General features: G+C 62.3%; 19 protein-coding genes and 1 tRNA gene. 3 read left to right on the forward strand and 17 right to left on the reverse strand.

What is annotated here, in order from left to right; all coding sequences use genetic code 11:
* From FR699_RS06245 to FR699_RS06275, 7 genes are all read right to left on the reverse strand, one after another.
* On the reverse strand, positions 1–612 hold the full coding sequence (locus tag FR699_RS06245; protein ID WP_154551264.1) for a HemK2/MTQ2 family protein methyltransferase: 612 nt from the start codon (positions 610–612) through the stop codon (positions 1–3).
* The gene (locus FR699_RS06250) at positions 605–1,480 is read right to left on the reverse strand and encodes a 16S ribosomal RNA methyltransferase A (RefSeq protein WP_158854770.1); all 876 of its coding nucleotides are present in this window, start codon (positions 1,478–1,480) and stop codon (positions 605–607) included. Before FR699_RS06250 ends, FR699_RS06245 begins: the two co-directional genes overlap by 8 nt.
* A complete protein-coding gene (locus tag FR699_RS06255) occupies positions 1,477–2,043 on the reverse strand; it encodes a DUF655 domain-containing protein (RefSeq protein ID WP_158854772.1) in 567 nt (188 codons plus the stop codon). The genes FR699_RS06250 and FR699_RS06255 overlap by 4 nt, the downstream gene beginning before the upstream one ends.
* Before the next feature lie 85 nt (positions 2,044–2,128).
* Positions 2,129–2,485, reverse strand: a complete 357-nt coding sequence (locus FR699_RS06260; RefSeq protein WP_154551261.1) for an RNA polymerase Rpb4 family protein — start codon at positions 2,483–2,485, stop codon at positions 2,129–2,131.
* A 3-nt stretch (positions 2,486–2,488) separates the two neighbouring features.
* A complete protein-coding gene (locus tag FR699_RS06265; protein WP_154551260.1) occupies positions 2,489–2,785 on the reverse strand; it encodes a 50S ribosomal protein L21e in 297 nt (98 codons plus the stop codon).
* Positions 2,786–2,834: 49 nt separating this feature from the next.
* Positions 2,835–3,101, reverse strand: coding sequence for an elongation factor 1-beta (locus tag FR699_RS06270; RefSeq protein ID WP_154551259.1), 267 nt, complete (start codon positions 3,099–3,101; stop codon positions 2,835–2,837).
* A gap of 36 nt (positions 3,102–3,137) precedes the next feature.
* Entirely contained in the window at positions 3,138–3,317 is a 180-nt protein-coding gene (locus FR699_RS06275) for an HVO_2753 family zinc finger protein (protein WP_154551258.1), read from the reverse strand.
* A 148-nt stretch (positions 3,318–3,465) separates the two neighbouring features.
* Between FR699_RS06275 and FR699_RS06280 the strand changes: the two genes are divergently transcribed.
* Positions 3,466–3,750, forward strand: coding sequence for a DNA-directed RNA polymerase subunit L (locus tag FR699_RS06280; protein WP_154551257.1), 285 nt, complete (start codon positions 3,466–3,468; stop codon positions 3,748–3,750).
* Between the two features lies 1 nt (position 3,751).
* On the opposite strand, the gene nhaC is transcribed toward FR699_RS06280, so the two are convergent.
* From nhaC to hisF, 3 genes are all read right to left on the reverse strand, one after another.
* On the reverse strand, positions 3,752–5,236 hold the full coding sequence (nhaC, locus tag FR699_RS06285; protein WP_158854774.1) for a Na+/H+ antiporter NhaC: 1,485 nt from the start codon (positions 5,234–5,236) through the stop codon (positions 3,752–3,754).
* A 112-nt stretch (positions 5,237–5,348) separates the two neighbouring features.
* On the reverse strand, positions 5,349–6,170 hold the full coding sequence (locus FR699_RS06290; protein ID WP_158854776.1) for a hypothetical protein: 822 nt from the start codon (positions 6,168–6,170) through the stop codon (positions 5,349–5,351).
* Positions 6,171–6,247: 77 nt separating this feature from the next.
* Complete coding sequence (hisF, locus tag FR699_RS06295) at positions 6,248–7,063, reverse strand: imidazole glycerol phosphate synthase subunit HisF (protein WP_154551254.1); 816 nt, start codon at positions 7,061–7,063, stop codon at positions 6,248–6,250.
* 161 nt (positions 7,064–7,224) lie between these two features.
* On the opposite strand from hisF, the gene FR699_RS06300 reads away from it, so the two are divergent.
* Positions 7,225–7,413: a hypothetical protein gene (locus FR699_RS06300; RefSeq protein WP_154551253.1), complete on the forward strand. Its 189-nt coding sequence runs from the start codon at positions 7,225–7,227 to the stop codon at positions 7,411–7,413.
* Positions 7,414–7,792: 379 nt separating this feature from the next.
* Here FR699_RS06300 and FR699_RS06305 read toward each other — a convergent pair.
* The 5 genes from FR699_RS06305 to FR699_RS06325 form a co-directional block, all read right to left on the reverse strand.
* Positions 7,793–7,864, reverse strand: a tRNA-Ala gene (locus tag FR699_RS06305).
* A gap of 110 nt (positions 7,865–7,974) precedes the next feature.
* Positions 7,975–8,286 carry a 30S ribosomal protein S10 gene (gene rpsJ / locus FR699_RS06310; RefSeq protein ID WP_199268329.1) on the reverse strand — a complete coding sequence of 104 codons (312 nt, stop codon included), beginning with the start codon at positions 8,284–8,286 and terminating at the stop codon, positions 7,975–7,977.
* Positions 8,283–9,554 carry a translation elongation factor EF-1 subunit alpha gene (tuf, locus tag FR699_RS06315; RefSeq protein ID WP_154551251.1) on the reverse strand — a complete coding sequence of 424 codons (1,272 nt, stop codon included), beginning with the start codon at positions 9,552–9,554 and terminating at the stop codon, positions 8,283–8,285. The genes rpsJ and tuf overlap by 4 nt, the downstream gene beginning before the upstream one ends.
* Before the next feature lie 218 nt (positions 9,555–9,772).
* On the reverse strand, positions 9,773–10,726 hold the full coding sequence (locus FR699_RS06320) for a homoserine dehydrogenase (RefSeq protein WP_158854778.1): 954 nt from the start codon (positions 10,724–10,726) through the stop codon (positions 9,773–9,775).
* A complete protein-coding gene (locus FR699_RS06325; RefSeq protein ID WP_154551249.1) occupies positions 10,726–11,256 on the reverse strand; it encodes an amino acid-binding protein in 531 nt (176 codons plus the stop codon). The genes FR699_RS06320 and FR699_RS06325 overlap by 1 nt, the downstream gene beginning before the upstream one ends.
* Before the next feature lie 167 nt (positions 11,257–11,423).
* On the opposite strand from FR699_RS06325, the gene FR699_RS06330 reads away from it, so the two are divergent.
* Entirely contained in the window at positions 11,424–12,269 is an 846-nt protein-coding gene (locus FR699_RS06330; protein WP_158854780.1) for a hypothetical protein, read from the forward strand.
* 23 nt (positions 12,270–12,292) lie between these two features.
* Here FR699_RS06330 and FR699_RS06335 read toward each other — a convergent pair whose 3' ends face one another.
* Entirely contained in the window at positions 12,293–13,264 is a 972-nt protein-coding gene (locus tag FR699_RS06335) for an aldo/keto reductase (RefSeq protein WP_154551247.1), read from the reverse strand.
* 246 nt (positions 13,265–13,510) lie between these two features.
* A complete protein-coding gene (locus tag FR699_RS06340) occupies positions 13,511–15,700 on the reverse strand; it encodes an elongation factor EF-2 (protein ID WP_154551246.1) in 2,190 nt (729 codons plus the stop codon).
* Positions 15,701–15,757: the final 57 nt, after the last annotated feature.

Raw genomic sequence — 15,757 nt, forward strand, 5'->3', positions numbered from 1 at the left:
TCAATCGGGGGCCAACCGCAAAACGACTAGCCGCTCGAAAGGGAAGGAGTCCTCGGCGACGATCGACGAGCCAAGGCCCTGCTCTCTAGCAAAATCGCGAACCTCCTCGATCCCGGTGAGGCTGCTGACGAGCAGGAACGCCCGTCCACCCTCCCGAAGCACCCGTGCGACATCTGTAAGGAATGGATCGACCACGGCACGCCCGTCTTCACCACCCGAGAGCGCCGTTTGCATCCAGTCGCCCCAGTCCGTGTCGGGGTCGGCCGGCAGATACGGCGGGTTGAACGCCACCACATCCACCGCATCGGCGGGGATCGGATCGAGCAGGTTCGCGCGCGCGACCGGAATCCCCACTTCGCGTGCCTGCTGACAGGCTGCCGGGTTCAGGTCCGTGCCAGCCACGTCGACGCCAGCCTCGGCGAGTGCAGCGGCGACATAGCCCGAGCCAGTCCCCACATCCAGAGCGCGCTCGCCCGCTTCGACCGCCTCGACGACGGCCTCCGCGAGCAGGTGGGAGTCCTCGCTTGCCCCGTAAACCGAATCGACGCTGCGCTGTTCGGCCAGGGCCGGGCGATCGTCGTCCCGTTCGGTCGACGCCTCGTCGTCAGTCATCGTTAAGGCCGACATCGTACGCCAGGGTTGCCAACTGGGCGAACTCGGCAGGCGGGAGCTTGCCGGCCCGTTTGCTCAGCAGTTCCTCGTCGGCGGCCTCGACGACCGCGCCGGGATCGTCCAACCCGGAAATGTGGGCCGTATTCCGGATCCCGTTCCGGACGGTCTTGCGTCGCTGGGTGAACACCGCCTTCACGAAGTCCAGGAAGAATGCGTCGTCGGGAACGGTGTAGTCGGGCTCGCCCGGGAGTGCCCGAACGATCGCGCTGTCGACGGCTGGTGGCGGCGAGAATGCTTCTGGCGGGACCGGCTCGACGAGTTCGACGTCGGCGTAGTGGCCCGCCGTCACCGACAGTCGGCCGTACTCGTCGGTTCCCGGCGCGGCGGCCATCCGCTCTCCGAACTCCTGTTGGACCATCGCGATCAGTGGGTTGCCGTCCGGGAGCAGCCTGAAGAGGATCTCACTGGAGGCACCGTAGGGCAGATTCGAGATCGACGCAGTGTATGCGGGCAGTTCGACCTCGAGGGCGTCGCCTTCGATGACCGTCAGCCGACCCTCGCCGATCGCGTCGGCGAACTCCTCGCGGAGAAACGCCGCCAGATCGGGGTCGCGCTCGATTGCCGTCACACGATCGGCGACGGCGAGTAGTCGATCGGTAAGTGCGCCATTCCCGGCGCCGATCTCCAGCACGTGCGAGCAATCGACAGCGGCCTCCCTCGCGTAGGTCGGAATCCGGTCGAGGACCCGATCGTCGACGAGGAAGTGCTGGTCGCGGTCGGGATTGCCAGCGGCCCCGGCGCGGGCGAGCAGCGCGTCCGGATCTCGGTGTCCGCTTGCCGCCGGATCGCTCTCGGTACCGTCGTTCATTCCTCGCGACGGGCGAACGTCCGATATTTGAGGTCTTCTTCACGAATCTCGTCCATGATCCGGTCAGCAAGTACCTCCTGTGGGTTGTGCAGACCGCCAACGCGGTCTGCCAGTTCCGCGAAGCTCTCGAATGGCTTGCGCTTTCGTTCATCGAGGATCGTGTTCCGGAGTTTCTTGCCGATCCCCGGCAGGAGGTTCAGCGCGTGAAGGCGGGTCGTGATCGGCTGGGCGTCGTTGAAGAAATCGACGAAGCGCTGCTCGTTGTCCTCGATGATCTCCTCGATGGCGTAGTCCAGTTCTGACTGTGCACCACCCGAGAGATCCTCGTACTCGACGTCCCGCATGACGTCGATCATATCCGTCTCGATGGAAATTCGGTCGCCGATCGAGAGGCTCGCGTCTGCGAGCAAGGTCAACTCGACCAGCCGGAAGTTCTCGGTAGTTACCGCGTAGGCGAGGGGTTGTTTCTGGTATTGGGGGCGGTCGTCTTCCGAACGACCGTGTGGGAGATGATCGAGAATCACGGCCCGGCCAGGATCCGAGTCGCTTCCGTCGGTACTCATGTCCCATCGCTACGGTGAGGGGGCACTTAAAATCACGCGGGCCTGCCGGGCATCGCGACGGCCGGATCCCGTTGCCGGCAGGGAATCAGACGTACTTTGCGACCACGTCGAGAATCGCGTCGAGTTCGTCGCCGTCCAGCGTGTATCGCTCTTGGGCGTAGATCGCACGGAGTTCGTCCCGGTCGCGTGGCTGGAGGTTGACGATCTTGTAGGCGGTCGGCTCGTCGACTTTCTCTAGGTCGAGCAACTCCTCGGCGAACTCTCGGGACTCCTCGGGATCGAGTGTCGCAAAGCGGTTGACGTGCTCGATCGCGCGGGTCAGCTCGTAGCGCATCTCCCGGTCTTCGTCGGCCGCACGCTCGTGCTCGATGTCTACGAGGAGTTCTTTCGCCTCGGCGAAGGTGAGAAACTCCTCGTTGAGCTTCTCCTTGAAGATCGTCATCCCTCAGTCCTCGGTCTGTGCGCGCAGGTGTGCGGGCTTGACGATGATGGTCTTGTCCTTGCCGCCGTCGTTGATCTGCACCTTGTAGGCTTTCCCCTGTTCACCGGTAACTTCGCCGGTATGGCCCGAGAATCGCGGGTTGAATCGGCCGTCAGCGACGCTGGGGTCGATCGCCAGGTGGACTTTCTGGCCGATGTCGAACGATTCGACAGCCTGGTCCGGCGGCGAGGTGCCGCGCTCTCGCGGGTCGTTTTTGAGCTTGTTACGCGTGCCTTCGAGTGGTCCGTTCGAACTGGGCATTCTTGGAGTTCGATAATCCGGTTGGACTTATAAAACGTGCGTTCCGGCCCTACAGGCGGCCGACGTCCTCGACGGAGACACTCTCGACGTCTTCGACGTCAGAGAAGGCCTCCTCGACGGCCTCGGTCCCGCCAGCGTCGTCAGGGACGACGACCGTCGGGATGAGCGCGACGAGGCCGAACGCGACGTCGTCGCGGTCGAACCCGTTGATCTTTGCGCCTTCGGGGAGGGACTGTTCGAGGCGGTCCTCGAGGGCGTCCAAATCGATTTCGGGACTTTCCGGCATCACCTTGATCGCGGCTGCTACTTTTCCCATGGGTATGACTTGCGGTAGGTAGTTATGTGCGTGTCGTTACGGGCCCGTGAACCCGCATTCGGGACATTCGTACAGCGTACTCTGCTTGCGACAGGTCGGACACCGGTAGATGCGGCGTCCGCAGTCGGGACAGTCGAACGCAGCGGCGTTGGTCCCCGAGATGTTGATCCCGCAGGAGACACACTTCTGCGTCCGTTTCTGTTGGCTCTCGCTCATACCGTCCTGTTTCCGGTCCCGACGTTTAACCCTTACCAAGCCGTCTCGATCCCCTGGAAGGCTCTCCCGGGCCGTCGAACCGCCCGCATCGGGTCAGCATTCGGTCCTGTAGCGTAACGTTGATGCGCGCGAGGCCGTAGGTTCGGGCATGGAACTACGGGTCATCGAAAAGGGCGACACCTCCCTATCGATCGAGGTCGCAGGCGAGGATCACACCTTCATGAACGTACTGAAAGGCGCGTTGCTCGAAACCGACGGCGTTGCCGCCGCGACCTACGACATGAATCCCGAGCAGTCCGGTGGACAGACCGATCCCATTCTCACGATCAAGACCGACGACGACACCGATGCCCTGGACGCCCTCGAGACGGGGGCCGAACGCGTCGTCGAGAAAGCCGACGCCCTCGAAACGGCCTACGACACTGCAGCGTAATTCAATTGTCGTCGACGTTCGGCTGGACGTCGGCTACTGACGGCCCAGCAGATTCTCCGGCGTGTTCTTGGAATCGAATCTGCCAGCCAGTCAGGCCCATCACGATCAACACGAGCGGTGAGAGAAAGCCGAGCAGATAGTACGGCGCGTATTCGAGCGTCGGGACGCCGAGCACGCCAGCCATATAGATACCCCCGGTCGTCCACGGGATCAGTGCGCTGGTCGTCGTGCCGGCCGCCTCGATCGCCCGGGAGAGGTTCGAACTGTCCAAGTTGTACTCGTCGTAGAGGTTTCGCAGCGTCAATCCCGGGACGACGATACTCATGTACTGTTCGGCCGCCAGCACGTTCATCGAGAACGCAGAGACGGCCGTCCCGATCGTGAGGCTCCCGACCCCGCGGATCGTTCGTGCGAGCCCGTGGGCGAGGACTGCCAAGATGCCGGTCCGTTCGAAGATGCCACCCAGCGACAGTGCAATCATCACCAGTGAAATGACCCACATCGCCCCCGAGAGGCCGTCAACTGCGAGCCGCTTGTCGATCGACTCGACGCCGGTCGCGGGCTCAGTCCCGAAGTGGATCGTCTGCCAGGCCTCGACCGGCGCGAGTCCCTGCACGACCACGGCCGTCCCAGCACCGACGAAGACACCAGCCAACAGCGCGGGGATCGCCGGATAGCCACGCAATGCGAGTGCAAACGCGACGACGAAGGGGACGAACGTCAGCGCAGAAATCGTATACGAGCCTTCGAGTCCCGTGATGATCGTCTCGAGTTGCCCGACTGGGATCTCACCCCCTGCTTGCAGGCCCAGCACGGCATAAGCGAGTACCGAGAGGCCGAATGCGACCCCGGTCCCGACACGCATCGCGCTGACGTGGTCCATGAGATCGGTGTTAGTTACGGCCGCCGCGAGGTTCGTCGTATCCGACAGCGGCGAAATCTTATCGCCAGTGTAGGCCCCACTGAGAACGGCCCCAGCCGTCATCGGTTCCGGGATACCCAGCCCGGTCCCGATCCCGATGAAGGCCACCCCGAGTGTCCCAGCGGTCGTCCAAGACGAGCCGACCGTAAACGCAGTTCCGAAGGCCAGCACGGCCGCGACAGGCAAAAACACCGACGGAGTGAGCACTTCTAACCCGTAGACGATCAGTGTCGGGATCGTCCCCGCTGCGATCCAGGATGCGATGAGCATGTAGACGATCATCAGGATCAAGATTGCCTGCATACCCATCTGGAGGCCGTCGATGATCCCCTCGTAGAGTTCCTCCCAACTGCGGTCGAACCAGTACCACCCGATCAGGCCAGTAAACGTGCCACTCCACAGCAGCGGCATGTGCGGACTGGGCTCTTCGATCGGGAGGAAAACCATCCACAGCGTGAGTAATCCCAGCATGACGCCGATCGGGACGAGCGCCTGGGTGAGAGTGGGTCGTCGATCGGGCGACAGTTCCTCGTACGTGACCGGTTCGTAAGATAACGACGGCATTCAGGCAACGTTTTCCGAAGTATTGTATGGATGTTTCTATTCGTTTGCACTCGGTCAGCCGATTGACCAGTTATATGTATTGCTAGTTTTTGCGTGTGACTTCGATGACTGGTTAACAGATAACCTGGGTAACGAAGAGCGTGCCATCCGGCGCGCGATGCATGTCGATACCCGTCCGACTCGCTGTTCGCTGGACGGTGCCAGCTTCATCTACCAGTCGGTCGGTAGCCAGCGTTTCACCGAGTGCTGCCGGCGAATCGACGGACGTCCAGTTCGGTTGGACCGGTCCGAGGGAGTAGATGCTTGCCCGACACTGGACAGCGAAGTTTGCCTCGAGTTCGTCACGTGCGGGTAGCGTGCCGTCCCCGTAGACGGACTTGACCCGGTGCTGGTTGTAGTACGTGGCGACCGCATCGAGCGTCGCGGCCCGCTCGAGCGGGGTACTCCCAGCGGCCCCACGGCGGTCGTTGAGTCCCGCCAGATACGCAGTCTCGACGTCCCCCAGAGACAGTCCGTCAGCCGCAGTGGCGTTGCCGGGTACGTTCTCGACGGTCGGCGGCCCCTGGGGCGTGAGTCCGGGCACCGTTACGACTCCGGTGATCGCAAGCGCGCCGACGGCGAGTAATCCGATCAGCACGCCAATGGCTGCTAGTTCCACCCGGCCGATCAGATCGAGGTAGCCACGCGTCGACAGATCGATCTCCTCGGCTTCGAGGGGCTGTTTCTCGAATATCCCGTGTCCACAGCGGGCACACGGTGGGTTGTTACGCTGGTGCTGTCGGCCACATTCCGCACAGACCCAGACAAACGATTCCCGGTCGCTGTTCGGTGCCTCGGGGACCACGGCCCGCTCGAAATTGTGATGTCCGCAGTTATCACACGGCGGATCGTTCCGCTCGTGTGGTTTGCCACACTGCGGACAGCGCCACTTCATGTCCGTACGGCCGACTTACACGTACAAAACTCTCGTGACTTCCACCCCAGCACCACCCTGTCTGTCGAGCCACTCGTTCACAGCCGGACCGGTACCTCGTGCTCGTCGAGGTACTGTTTGGTTTCCTCGATCGAGTATTCGCCAAAGTGAAAGATCGAAGCCGCGAGTCCCGCATCTGCGCCGGCCTCAGTGAATACCTCGTACATGTCTTCGGGTCCACCACAGCCCGAAGACGCGATCACCGGCGTGTCGACGGCGTCACAGACCGCCTGCGTCAGCGGGATGTCGTAGCCGTCCTTGGTCCCATCGGCGTCGATCGAGTTGACGAATAGCTCACCTGCACCGCGTTGTTCGGCTTCCCTGGCCCACTCGATAACATCGATTCCCGTCCCCTCGCGGCCGCCCTTGACAGTGGCCTCGAACCAGACGGACTCCCCATCGACTCGCTCGTAGTGTTCGCCCTGTTCGTCGTAGCGCCGCCTGGCATCGACGGAGATGACGATGCACTGGTTGCCAAAAGCGGTCGCCCCTTCCTCGATGAGACCCGGGTTCTCGATCGCACCGGTGTTGATCGATACCTTGTCCGCGCCGGCCCGCAGCGTCTCTTTGATGTCCCCACGAGTCCGAATCCCTCCGCCGACGGTCAAGGGGATGAACACTTCGTCGGCGACGTGCTCGACGGTTTCGAGCATCGTCGCCCGCCCCTCGGCACTGGCGGTGATGTCCAGAAAGACGAACTCGTCGGCACCCGCCTCGTTGTACCGCTTGGCCATCTCGACGGGATCGCCCGTATACTGGAGGTCTTCGAAGTTCACACCCGTATAGACGGCTGCATTGCCGTCCTCGTCGAGGTCGACATCGATACACGGGATGATCCGTTTGGTGAGCGTCATCTGGCTCGTGTTATACGGGGCACGGTCAAAAGTAATCCGCACGAACGCCCTCAGCTCGGTCTGAATAGGTTCACACGACATCCGATTGCTCACGACGAAGAAACCATCCCGACGTTGCTCGTTCCGGTAAGTCGAAGTGCTCGCTACGCGAAGGCAAACGTATGGCCGACGACCACGACGGAGACCGCCCGGCGTACGACCCGAACAACCCCACGCCCCCGGCACAAGAGCCACCGTACAGGAGTACTGCCCCCCAGAGTGCGTACACGACGAGCCAGGTCGCAATGGGATGGGCAGTCGCTATCGTCGGCCTCGTGTTGACGATCGGTCTCCCTGTGCTGGCCGCCTAAAGAGCACGGACGGTCTCGCTTGGGCCACTCCTCGGTAGTGTTAGATTCGATGCAACTGTTCAGTCTCCAGCGTATCGACGAACCCAACCGAATTCCCATCAGCGATAAGCGACCTGGAAACTGTCGATTCGCGGCAATGCCACCATTTACCGTCCACTTGGCCTCATCCCACTCGCATCATCGGAGATGAACGTCCAACTCCGCTCAGTAATGCTTCGCGGCCGATATACAACGATAGGCAATCTTGGGTGCCTTCTGTAGACGAAGCTGGTCGATTAGAGAAGGTATCCGACTTCGGGAGCAGTGGCGCTGATTGGGATAACTCCGTCGTTCGCTAGGTAAACCGACCACAATAGTTCGCCAGGATGAAAGGGCGTCATGGACTCGCCGGGATTTGAACCCGGGGCCTCTTCCTTGCGAAGGAAGCGATCTGCCACTGATCTACGAGCCCGCACTGAGAGTTCGCGGACGGGGATAGTTGAATGCGACGATCCCGCGTACGCGTGAGAGCGATTGACGTCCTCAAGACGGGCCGACTACGCCGATGGTGCCGGATCGCAGTCAGTCTTCGAGGACGATCTCGATGCTGACGTCGTTGGGGACCTGAATACGCATCAGCTGACGGAGTGCGCGCTCGTCGGCGTCGATGTCGATCAGCCGTTTGTGGACGCGCATCTCCCAGTGCTCCCACGTCGCAGTCCCCTCGCCGTCAGGTGACTTCCGCGCGGGAACCTCAAGCGTCTTCGTCGGTAGCGGGACGGGACCGGACAGCTCGACGCCAGTCTTGTTCGCGATTTCGCCAACTTCATCGCAGATGGCATCGAGATCCTCGGGACTCGTCCCCGCCAGACGGACGCGTGCCTGCTGCATTATTCGCGCTCGTCGACGCTGAGCACTTTGCCAGCCGCGATGGTCTGGCCCATGTCACGGATGGCGAAGCTGCCGAGCTCGGGAATCTCGCTCGACGGCTCGATGCTGAGTGGCTTTTGCGGTCGAACAGTGACGACCGCCGCATCACCCGACTGGATGAAGTCGGGGTTCTCCTCGGCGACTTCGCCGGAGGAGGGATCGATCTTCTTGTCGATAGACTCGATCGTACAAGCAACCTGTGCCGTGTGAGCGTGGAAGACCGGCGTATAGCCGGCGGTAATCACGCTCGGGTGCTGCATGACGACGACCTGCGCCTGGAAGGTCTCGGCGACCGACGGCGGCTCCTCAGCCGGGCCACAGACGTCGCCGCGACGGATGTCGTCCTTACCGATGCCACGAACGTTGAATCCGACGTTGTCGCCGGGGCCCGCACTGTCGACTTCCTCGTGGTGCATCTCGACGGTCTTGACCTCGCCGCCCACGTCGCTGGGCTGGAAGGTCACGTCGTCACCGGGGAACATCTCGCCGGTCTCGATTCGACCGACCGGGACAGTCCCGATGCCCGAGATGGTGTAGACGTCCTGGATCGGCAGCCGCAGCGGCGCATCCGTCGGCGGCTGGGGTTCGGGGAGGTCGTTGAGGGACTCCAGAATCGTCGGCCCGTCGTACCACGGCGTATTGTCGCTGAGGGTCTCGACGTTGTCGCCCTCGAAAGCCGACGTCGGGATGAAGCTGGCGTTGTCCGTGTTGAACTGGACCTGCTTGAGCAGCTGCGTGACCTCTTCGACGGTCTCCCGGTAGCGGGATTCCTCGTAGTCGACGAGGTCCATCTTGTTGACGGCGACGATGAGCTCGTCGATACCCAGCGTACGGGCCAGGAAGACGTGCTCCTGGGTCTGGGGCTGGACGCCGTCGTCGGCGGCGACCACGAGCACGGCGTTGTCGGCCTGGGACGCGCCCGTGATCATGTTCTTCACGAAGTCCCGGTGGCCGGGACAGTCGACGATCGTGAAGTTGTACTTGTCAGTGTCGAACTCTTGGTGGGCGATGTCGATGGTGACCCCGCGCTCGCGCTCCTCGGCGAGGTTGTCCATCACGTAGGCGAACTCGAAGCCGCCTTTGCCCTTCTCTTCGGCTTCTTCTCGATGCTGCTCGATGACGTGCTCCGGAACACTGCCGGTCTCGAACAGGAGGCGACCGACGAGAGTGGACTTCCCGTGGTCGACGTGTCCGATGATGGCGAGGTTCTGGTGCGCTATGTCCTCACTCATTGTAATCTCACGCGCAGAGGCGCTGTGTCGCAATCGTTCGGCAGAAGTAATTAAAACGGTTTCGATACGCCACAAATCGCGACCCGATTGTGTCGGGTAGTTTGCGAACGCGTCCCACGGTACGGGCCACAGTCGTTGGTCTGTTCGAGCCGGTGGCCCCGTCTGAAGCAAATGAGTGTCTTCTGATAATATCGATGATCGTCCTCTATCGAGCGTGTTCACTCGAGCCGGCCGACGTCCGAGAGAATGGCAGTCGCTGTCTCGGGACCGCCCGCGCCACGGCCCGAGAGGTTGAGCCGGCCTGCGTTTTCGGTCTCGAGTTGGACGATATTCGTCGTGCCCGTCACCGCGAGTTCGCTGTGCTCTGGGACGAGTCGCGGGCCAACGCGGACCTCGCCGTCGGCCACTTCGCCGACGAGCCGGATCGTCCGGCCGTCCTCGCGGGCGAGTTCGAGCGCGCTCCCTGGGACGTCTTTGATACCCTCGACAGTTGCATCCTCGAGCGTGTACGCTCGGTCGCCCTGCGCGAGGACGTTCGCCAGGATCACGCACTTCAGCGCGGCGTCAGTCCCCTCGACGTCGAAGGAAGGGTCCGTCTCGGCGACGCCAAGATCTTGGGCCTCGGCGAGGACGTGCTCGTAGTCCAGCCCCTCGGCGGCCATCCGCGAGAGGATGAAGTTCGCCGTTCCGTTGAGGATCCCCCGGACGGCCGTCATCGTGCCCGGCCCGTAATCCTCGATAGTCGAGAGGACGGGGATCGCGCCGGCGACGGTCGCCTCGAAGCGGACGCTGCCCGCGCTTTGCCGTTCGAGGGCGCGCACGTCGGCGTACCGTTCGGCCATCGGCCCCTTGTTGGCCAGCACGACGTGGTTGTCCTGCTCGAGAGCGGCTTCGACGTGGCTAAATCCGGGTTCGGCGTCGCCTAGCGTGACAGGCGTCACCTCGATCAGGGCGTCGTACTCGGCCGCCAGCAGCTCGTCGGGATCGCCCTCGCCAAGGTGGGCCATCCCATCGGTCCGCTGGCGATCGAGTGCCGCGGTGACGTCCACGCCGTCGGGGTCGATGGTTGCGGCATCGACGTTGGCCATCGCAGTGACCGTGTGGCCGTACTCGGCGGCGAGTTCGGCGACGGAACTACCGACCGTGCCGGTCCCCATAATCGCGAGGTCCATCAGGCCTCACCCCCGGGTGCGAGGGGCTCGACGACGCGCAAATCCTTCTCCTCGGCGACGGATCGCACCGCATTGAGGGTATCCTCGACAGCCCCCTGTTCGGTCTGTAACCGGAGTCGCGCGCTCGAAGCTTCCTCGACGCCCTCCGGCGCGGACAGCGAGAGGTCGGCCACGGCACCGTTCTCAGCCCGGAGTTGGGAGAGCGTATCTGAGAGGTCGGTGTCGACGAGGTGACCGACCAACAGGACCGTCAGTTCCTCGCTGTAACGCTCTTGGCCGGCCTCGATAACGTTCACACCGGCGTCCCGCAGAGCATCGACGATCCCGTCGAACCGATCGGGCGTCGCTTCCAGATCGACCTCGACGGGGATATGCCCACGCGGGGTGAGGTTCCCGCGCTCGTGGTAGATGCTGAGGAGATTCCCGCCGTGTTCGGCGATGGGCGACAGCGCCCGGAGGAGTTCTCCGGGTTCGTCGACGAGTTCGAGCCGAACTGTGTACGCCCGGACTTCGTCCTGGGGATCGCTCATCTGAGACTCACCTCGACTGGCGAAGACGCGTGTCTGGGCGCGTACATCGTATCCGATTCACAGGCGGGGAGGTATAAGTATCTCTTGAACACGACTGCTCGATCACGTTCACGGTGACTCTTTCGGTTCATCGACAGAATTTACACATATGACATCGAATAAACACTGTGGCAGACGACGAACAGACCGTCGAAGTGCCGGCAGAAACCCCCCACAGCGGCGACTCTACCTCCGCAACTACGGTCGACAGTGCTACTACCGAACGAACGGAATTCGAAAGCCCGACCAGCCCCACGAAAGGCGAGTCAGAAGCTGATGATGCCATTTCACGCTTCCACGAGTTGGACGAACATTTCGAGCGCCCACCTGGCGGCTCGTCTGACGAACCGCGACGCGCAGTCGTTACCGACGCAAAGCACGTCGAGGCCGGGGAGGTTCCCGAGACATACCCCCTCGAAGGCGACCCGTCAAAGGCAATCGCACTGACGCTGGACTTCGGGATGGAAACAGCCACCGCCTATCTTGCCTGGCCCACCGGCGATAGCGAGACAGGGCTGTCCAGGTTGCTCGACACACTCGACATCGAGTTACCGAACCTCTATGGCGAGACAGTCTTTGTCGAACGACAGGGCGTTCACGCTGTGGTTGTCACACCCGAGGAGACGCCCCGCGGGAGTGATCGCCGAGCGGAGATACTCGGTGGGATCGGCATCATTACCGGGTGCATCGGAATCCTGGCGACCGTCCCGAATGTGGAAACGATAGCCTGGCCGCTTTTCGTCCTCATGACGATCGGAATCTTTCCGTATTTCGTCTATACGGATGCTCGATACGTCAAGACTCACAGCGACTGGGACGGCGTGCCGTCAGTGTGGGCAACCTTGTCCGCCCTTCCGTTCTACAATCTGGGTATCGTGGGGGCCTACCTGTGGCGCCGTTCCCGAGCACAGTTTTTCAGCGAACAGCGCTCGCTGAGAGGTTCAATTGCCGCAAAAGTACGCTCGTTGCTGTGATCCGGTTTCATCCAGCCGCTTGGTCACTCGTGGCCGAACACCGGCACCGGCTCGTACGGCTCTTCGAGGTATTCGATATCTGAGTCACTCAGCGTAATGTCTAAGGCCTCAACTGCGTCTTCGAGATGGTCGATGCTGGAGACGCCGACGATCGGCGCGTCGACGTACTCGTTCTGGAACTGCCACGCCAGGGCGATCTGGGCCATCGAGACGCCCTTCTCGTCGGCAAGCTCCTCGACGCGGTTGTTGATCTCCTCGCTGCCCGGGCCTTCGTGATAGGGCGTTCCGTAATCGATCTCGTGCTCGCCGCGCGCGGTCTCGGTAAACTCGTCGTGCGGACGGGTGAGATACCCGGCTGCGAGTGGCGACCAGGGAATGACCCCGATGTTCTCGCGGTTCGTGATCGGGTACATCTCGCGTTCTTCCTCCCGATAGGTCAGATGATAGAGATCCTGCATCGTCTCGAAGCGAGCCAGCCCTTCACGGTCTGAGATATGGAGCGCGCGCTGGAACTGGTGGGCCCACATCGAGGAGGCCCCGATGTGTCGAATCTGCCCCCGTCGGACCGCATCGTCCAGTGCCCGCAGCGTCGTTTCGATGGGTGTGTCGTAATCCCAGCGGTGGATCTGATAGAGGTCGACGGTATCCATACCCAGCCGATCCAGCGAGTGGTCTAACTCCTGCTCGATGGTCTTCCGAGAGAGTCCCGCCGCATTCCGGTGGTCTTTGGCTCCAGAGAACCGGACCTTCGTTGCGACGACCTGTTCGTCACGGTCGTAATCAGCAAGGACGTCACCGAGAATCTCCTCACTCTCGCCCGACGAGTAGGTGTTTGCGGTATCGAAGAAGTTGATGCCCAGGTCGATCGCCCGCTCGACGAGTTCCCTGCCCTCTTCCGCATCCAGCATCCAGTCGTCCTGGCTGCCGAAACTCATACAGCCCAGCGCGATCTTTGAAACCTCCATCCCGGTCGAACCGAGTGTCGTGTACTCCATGCCATACGACACACGACGTCCGATGAAATATATCTACTGGCGTGAAAGGCGAGACAGGGACAGACAGTGGGGGTAGGGTCGAGTTTCAGCTTAATGGACGAAATGGCTGTCCTCAAGCATACGACGGCGCTTGCGCCGTCGTTTCGGCGAGCGCCTTCGGCGCTCGGAAGTTTTTGGTCCAGATTTTTGCGAGGTGGGTTCGCGCAGCGAACCCACCGAAGTAAAAAGGTGGAAACCAGGTGGTCTCTAGAAGTAGTTGATCGCTTCGGGCAGTTCGGTCTTCATGCCCTTGCGCTCGCGGATCTCGGTGATCTTCTCGGGCTGGAGATTGTCGGCCATGACGCGGAAACCGGCGTTCTCCGTGTTCCAGGAGGCCCGACCCTCGGTCGCGCTCCGAATGTCTGAGGAGAAGCCGATCATCTCCTCGACGGGTGCGATACCCTCGACGACCATCAGATCGCCTTCCTGGTACATATCGTCGACGCGGCCACGCCGACCCTGGACCTCGCCACTCGCCGCGCCCATGTGCTCGTTGGGCACGTCGATGCGGACGTCCTGAATCGGTTCGAGCAGCCGGATTTCGGCGTCGATCAGGGAATTGTGGATGGCCTGGCGGACTGCCGGGATGACTTGGGCCGGGCCGCGGTGGATGGCGTCCTCGTGGAGACGCGCGTCGTGGAGACGGATGAGCGTGCCCTGGACCGGCTCGGCCGCGAGTGGCCCGTCGTTGAGGGCGTCTTCCATCCCTTCGAGGACGAGTTCCATCGTCTCGTTCAAGTGCTGGATCCCCTTCGTGTCGTCGATGATCACGTTCGTGCCGTGGATGTGCTCGACGTTCTGGGACGTATCCTTGTCCATGCCGGCTTCCTGCAGGGCTTCACGGCGTTCGAGCTCGGGCATGTCCATGGAAGCCTCGCCGAGCTGGATCGCATCGACGATGTCCTCATCGAGCGGGTGAACCGTGATGTAGAAGCGGTTGTGGCGGTTCGGCGAGATGCCTTCGACCTCGCGGCTCTCCTCCTGGGGCGCTTCCCGGAAGACGACGATCGGTTCGCCGGTCGTGATCGGGATACCCTGGTTGCGCTCGATACGCTGGGTGACGACTTCGAGGTGGAGTTCGCCCTGCCCGGAGATGAGGTGCTCGCCAGTGTCCTCGTTGATCTCGATCTCGATCGTCGGGTCCTCCTTGCTGACCTGCTGGAGTGTCTCGATGAGCTTCGGCAGGTCGTCCATGCGCTGGGCCTCGACGCTCTTGGTGATGACCGGCTCGGAGATGTGCTCGATCGACTCGAAGGGCGTCATCTCCGTGCTGGAAACTGTCGAGCCAGCGATAGCGTCTTTTAGGCCCGTCACGGCGGCGATGTTGCCGGCGGGAACTTCCTCAACTTCCTCGCGCTCCCCGCCCATGTAGACCCCGACGCTCTGGACGCGGTTCTTGCCAACCGTCCCGGAGACGTACAGCTCTTGGCCTTCCTCGATCGTCCCGGAGAAGACACGACCCGCGGCGACCTCGCCAGCGTGGGGGTCGACACCGATGTCGGTGACCATCAGGACGACGTCGCCGTCCTCGTCGACTAACTGCATCTGCTCGGCAACCTCGCTGTCGGCGTCACCACGCCAGATCCGGGGGATACGACGGGGTTGGGCGTCGACGGGATTCGGGAAGTGCTCACACACCATGTCGAGCACGACGTTCGAGAGGGGCGTCCGTTCGTGGAGTTCCTGGCGGTTGTCGGCCCGTTCGAGTTCCATAATCTCGCCGAAGTCCATGCCGGTGCGCTGCATCGAGGGCATCGAGACACCCCACTTGTAGAGTGCGGATCCGAAGCCGACAGTCCCCTCCTCGACGGAGACCGTCCAGTCCTCGTCGATGTCGTCCATCTCCTCGGTCATCCCGCGGATGAGTTCGTTGACGTCCCGGATAACGCCCAGCAGACGCTCTTGCATCTCTTCGGGACCTTCCTGCAGTTCGGAAATGAGGCGGTCGACCTTGTTGATGAACAGGGTCGGCTTGACGCCCTCCCGGAGTGCCTGCCGGAGGACGGTCTCGGTCTGGGGCATCGCGCCCTCGACGGCGTCGACGACCACCAGTGCACCGTCGACGGCCCGCATCGCGCGGGTGACGTCCCCGCCGAAGTCGACGTGGCCCGGCGTGTCGATGAGATTGATGAGGTGGTTGGTTCCCTCGTACTCGTGGGTCATCGAGACGTTTGCCGCGTCGATGGTGATCCCACGTTCCTGCTCGTCCTCTTCGGTGTCCATCGCGAGCTGTTCGCCGGCCGTCTCGTCGGAGATCATGCCCGCGCCAGCGAGGAGATTGTCAGTGAGTGTCGTCTTCCCGTGGTCAACGTGAGCCGCGATGGCGATGTTCCGGATGTGCTCCGGTTTGTCCATCAGCGTCTCACATTCCTGTACGATTTTCTTGCGTCGGCCCATGATATCGGTCTCTACCGGTAGGTGCGGTAAAAGGGTAGTGTTTCCGTGTGAGCGTGC

This window comes from Halorhabdus sp. CUG00001 (genome assembly GCF_009797925.1).
Classification (GTDB): Archaea; Halobacteriota; Halobacteria; order Halobacteriales; family Haloarculaceae; genus Halorhabdus.

Excerpts from the sequence above, each read along its gene's own strand:
- FR699_RS06245 (WP_154551264.1), bottom strand. The coding sequence starts at position 612 with ATGACTGACGACGAGGCGTCGACCGAACGGGACGACGATCGCCCGGCC.
- FR699_RS06250 (WP_158854770.1), bottom strand. The coding sequence starts at position 1,480 with ATGAACGACGGTACCGAGAGCGATCCGGCGGCAAGCGGACACCGAGAT.
- FR699_RS06255 (WP_158854772.1), bottom strand. The coding sequence starts at position 2,043 with ATGAGTACCGACGGAAGCGACTCGGATCCTGGCCGGGCCGTGATTCTC.
- FR699_RS06260 (WP_154551261.1), bottom strand. The coding sequence starts at position 2,485 with ATGACGATCTTCAAGGAGAAGCTCAACGAGGAGTTTCTCACCTTCGCC.
- FR699_RS06265 (WP_154551260.1), bottom strand. The coding sequence starts at position 2,785 with ATGCCCAGTTCGAACGGACCACTCGAAGGCACGCGTAACAAGCTCAAA.
- FR699_RS06270 (WP_154551259.1), bottom strand. The coding sequence starts at position 3,101 with ATGGGAAAAGTAGCAGCCGCGATCAAGGTGATGCCGGAAAGTCCCGAA.
- FR699_RS06275 (WP_154551258.1), bottom strand. The coding sequence starts at position 3,317 with ATGAGCGAGAGCCAACAGAAACGGACGCAGAAGTGTGTCTCCTGCGGG.
- FR699_RS06280 (WP_154551257.1), top strand. The coding sequence starts at position 3,466 with ATGGAACTACGGGTCATCGAAAAGGGCGACACCTCCCTATCGATCGAG.
- nhaC (WP_158854774.1), bottom strand. The coding sequence starts at position 5,236 with ATGCCGTCGTTATCTTACGAACCGGTCACGTACGAGGAACTGTCGCCC.
- FR699_RS06290 (WP_158854776.1), bottom strand. The coding sequence starts at position 6,170 with ATGAAGTGGCGCTGTCCGCAGTGTGGCAAACCACACGAGCGGAACGAT.
- hisF (WP_154551254.1), bottom strand. The coding sequence starts at position 7,063 with ATGACGCTCACCAAACGGATCATCCCGTGTATCGATGTCGACCTCGAC.
- FR699_RS06300 (WP_154551253.1), top strand. The coding sequence starts at position 7,225 with ATGGCCGACGACCACGACGGAGACCGCCCGGCGTACGACCCGAACAAC.
- tuf (WP_154551251.1), bottom strand. The coding sequence starts at position 9,554 with ATGAGTGAGGACATAGCGCACCAGAACCTCGCCATCATCGGACACGTC.
- FR699_RS06320 (WP_158854778.1), bottom strand. The coding sequence starts at position 10,726 with ATGGACCTCGCGATTATGGGGACCGGCACGGTCGGTAGTTCCGTCGCC.
- FR699_RS06325 (WP_154551249.1), bottom strand. The coding sequence starts at position 11,256 with ATGAGCGATCCCCAGGACGAAGTCCGGGCGTACACAGTTCGGCTCGAA.
- FR699_RS06335 (WP_154551247.1), bottom strand. The coding sequence starts at position 13,264 with ATGGAGTACACGACACTCGGTTCGACCGGGATGGAGGTTTCAAAGATC.
- FR699_RS06340 (WP_154551246.1), bottom strand. The coding sequence starts at position 15,700 with ATGGGCCGACGCAAGAAAATCGTACAGGAATGTGAGACGCTGATGGAC.